2 protein-coding genes are annotated in these 1861 nt (G+C 72.9%); both read right to left on the bottom strand.

Annotation, left to right across the window (positions count from 1 at the left end; genetic code table 11):
• A partial coding sequence (locus QSJ97_RS24445) for a hypothetical protein (RefSeq protein WP_285675110.1) occupies nt 1-357 on the bottom strand: 357 nt, incomplete at its 3' end.
• Nucleotides 358-781: 424 nt separating this feature from the next.
• Nucleotides 782-1768 (bottom strand): ABC transporter substrate-binding protein, encoded by a 987-nt coding sequence (locus QSJ97_RS24440; RefSeq protein ID WP_285675109.1) that lies wholly within the window; start codon nt 1766-1768, stop codon nt 782-784.
• Nucleotides 1769-1861 lie beyond the last annotated feature (93 nt).

Raw genomic sequence — 1861 nt, 5'->3', positions numbered from 1 at the left:
GCGGCGGGTCGGCGCCGGTCCGCCGGACCCGGCGCGCAGCAGCGCCGGGCCGGCGGGCGGGGGCACCGCCTGGAACGCGAAGGCGACCGAGACGATCTCTGCCTGGGCCGGGCCGGCGAGCCCGGTCGGGCGGACCGTGCAGAGGCGCAACGCGGGGGCCAGCGGGATGGTGCCCATGGCGAAGCGGGAGGTGCCGGTGCCGGAGACCGGGTTGGCGCGCGACATGCCGTTGTCGCCGGTGACCAGGAAGCCGCCGCTGTCTCCAGTGGAAACGCTGACCTGGCCGGTGCCGATCGCGTCGTGGCTGACGATCATGTCGGAATCGAAGATCTCGGAATGATCGGGGGCCGCGCCCATGGCTGGGTTTGGGGCATCGGCCGGGCGAGGTTGCCGTGGCCCGCGGTGACGGCCGCGGCGACGGTGACGGTGGGGCCGCCGGGCCTGGGCTGGTCGGCCCGGCCGACATGGCCGTCGTGGGCATCCGGCAGGTCGGCCCGGCCGAGGCCGAGGGTGAGGGTGATGGCGGCCGCCGGGTGGCCCGCGCGCGGCGGGACCGGCGCCGCAGGTGCGGCCGCCTTGCGCTCCGCTCCGGTTGCCATCGCCAGTCCGGTCCCGGCAGTGGCGCAGGTCGTGCCGGCAGGCGGAGCCGGGGTGGCGGCGATCCGCTCCGGGGAGGGGCCCGGCGGCGGGGAAGGCCCCGGCCGCGCGGGCCGGGGCAAGGGGCGCATTCGGGCCCCCCAGAGCGCGCCCGGAGCGCTCCCGGAGCGGTCCTAATGCGCCCCTAGAGCGCCTCGTCGGTGATCGCGTGGGTCCAGGCGCCTTCCGGCTCCTTCGTGATCACCGGGTCGGAGCCGCCGGCGAGCAGGGTGTCCACCGTGCGCTGGTAGTCGGCCGGGTCGAGCGCGCCGTTGCTGCCCGCGGTCAGCTTGGCGATCTCGCGCATCATCCGCGTCTGGTGCCGCTCGGTCTGGGCGCCGGTGGCGTCGTTGTCGAGCACGATCCCGGCGGCCTCGTCCGGGTTCTCCTCGGCCCATTTCCAGCCCTTCATCGAGGCCCGCACGAAGCGCACCATGCGGTCGCGGAAGGCCGGGTCCTCGAGCGCGGTCTCGAGCACGTAGATGCCGTCCTCCAGCGTCGCCACGCCCTGGTCCTCGTACTTGAAGGTCACCAGCTCGTCCTCGGCGATGCCGGCATCGATCACCTGCCAGTACTCGTTGTAGGTCATCGTCGAGATGCAGTCGGCCTGCTTCTGCAGCAGCGGATCGACGTTGAAGCCCTGCTTCAGCACCGTCACCCCGTCGTCGCCGCCATCGGTCGGGATGCCGAGATGCGCCATCCAGGACAGGAACGGATACTCGTTGCCGAAGAACCAGACGCCGAGGGTGCGGCCGCGGAAATCCTCCGGCCCGGTGATCCCGGTCTCCTTCAGGCAGGTCAGCATCATGCCGGAGGACTTGAAGGGCTGGGCGATGTTGACCACCGGCAGGCCCTTCTCGCGGGTCGCGAGGGCGGAGGGCATCCAGTCGAGGATCACGTCGGCGCCGCCGCCGGCCAGCACCTGCGCCGGCGCGATGTCGGGCCCGCCGGGCTTGATCTCGACCTCGAGCCCCTCGGCCTCGTAGAAGCCCTGGTCGAGCGCCACGTAATAGCCGGCGAACTGCGCCTGGGTCACCCATTTGAGCTGCAGCGTCACCTTGTCGGCGGCCATCGAGGCGGTGGCCGCGAATGCGAAGAGGGCGGCGATCGCCGCGCCGGTCGTCCGTTTCATGCCGGTCTCCCTGTTGATGTTTTCCCGAGACTGGCCGCCGCGGCGGCAGGCGTCAATGCCGCAGTGCGGAAGCCCCGGTCGGCGCTGGGGCCG

This window comes from Paralimibaculum aggregatum (genome assembly GCF_030270585.1).
Classification (GTDB): Bacteria; Pseudomonadota; Alphaproteobacteria; order Rhodobacterales; family Rhodobacteraceae; genus Thermohalobaculum; species Thermohalobaculum aggregatum.
Note: the sequence above shows the minus strand (reverse complement) of the source record. Positions and strands in the feature narration are given on the sequence as shown.